1 protein-coding gene is annotated in these 1096 nt (G+C 69.6%); it reads right to left on the bottom strand.

Going from position 1 to position 1096, the window contains the following annotated elements; all coding sequences use genetic code 11:
- Window positions 1–1096, bottom strand: a 1096-nt coding sequence (locus tag G3N97_RS38950; protein WP_241031109.1) for a condensation domain-containing protein, incomplete at both ends; no start/stop codon positions are given.

Genomic DNA, 1096 nt, shown 5'->3' with positions numbered 1-1096 from the left:
GATCGGTTGGCAGCGGCAGCAGCGTCGGCGCATCGGCGAGATAGCCGCGCCAGAACTGCTGCGCCTCGCGCACCGCGTCGGGCGTGAAGCGCGCGCGCTGCCAGTGCGCGTAATCGGCGTACTGCACGGCCAGCGGCGCGAGCGCGGGCGGCGTGTCGTCGCGTTGCGCGCGGTAAAGCTCGCACAGCTCGTCGAGCAGGATATGCACCGACGCCCCATCGGCGACGATGTGATGCAGCGACACGATCAGCACGTGATGCGCGGCCTCGAAACGCAGCAGCGTCGCACGCACGAGCGGCGCGCGCGACAGATCGAACGGCGTGCGCGCGGCGTCGTCGAGCGCCTGGGCGATGGCTTTGGCGCGCGCGTTCTCGCCGCTGTTTGTGTGGCTGTTCGCATCGCTGTTCGCGGAGTTGTTCAGATGCGCGAGCGGCTCGATCACCGGCATCAACACCTCCATGCGCGGCGCGATCTTGAGCACCGGATCGCCCTCGTCGTCGGCATAGAAGGCCGAGCGCAGCACCTCGTGACGCGCGATCAAGGCGGCCAGGCTGCGTTGCAGCAGCGACGCGTCGAGCGGGCCGCGAAGATCGAGCCCCGCCGTCATGTTGTACGACGCGAGCGCGCGGTCCGCGAGTTGATCGACGACCCAGATGCGCTGCTGCATCAGCGAAAGCGGCAAGGCGCTGCGGTCCGCGAGAGCGTGCAGCGGCGTGGCCGATTCAGCGTTTTCGGCCTTGTTCAACGCCTGATTCGAAGCACGATCCGAATCCGCACGCTGTGCTTCGATACGCGCATCGATACGCGCGGCGAGCGCGGCCAGCGTCGGCGATGCGAAGATCTCGCGCAACGGCAGCTCGACCGACCAGCGCGAACGCACGCGCGACGCCAGCCGCATCGCCGCCAGCGAATGGCCGCCGAGCGCGAAGAAGCTGTCGTCGCGCGCGATCGTCAGCGATGGCGCGGCGGCTGCGTTGTCCGCTGCGTTGTCTGTGCCATTCGACGGATCCAGCAGCGCGGCCCAGCATCGCGCGAGCGCCGTTTCGGTCTCGCCCTGCGGTGCCGCGCGCGCGGCCTCGCGATGCGACGCGGCGGG

Origin of the sequence: Paraburkholderia sp. Ac-20347 (genome assembly GCF_017104805.1) — a bacterium.
GTDB lineage: Bacteria > Pseudomonadota > Gammaproteobacteria > Burkholderiales > Burkholderiaceae > Paraburkholderia > Paraburkholderia tropica.
This window is presented reverse-complemented; position numbering and strand designations above follow the sequence as displayed.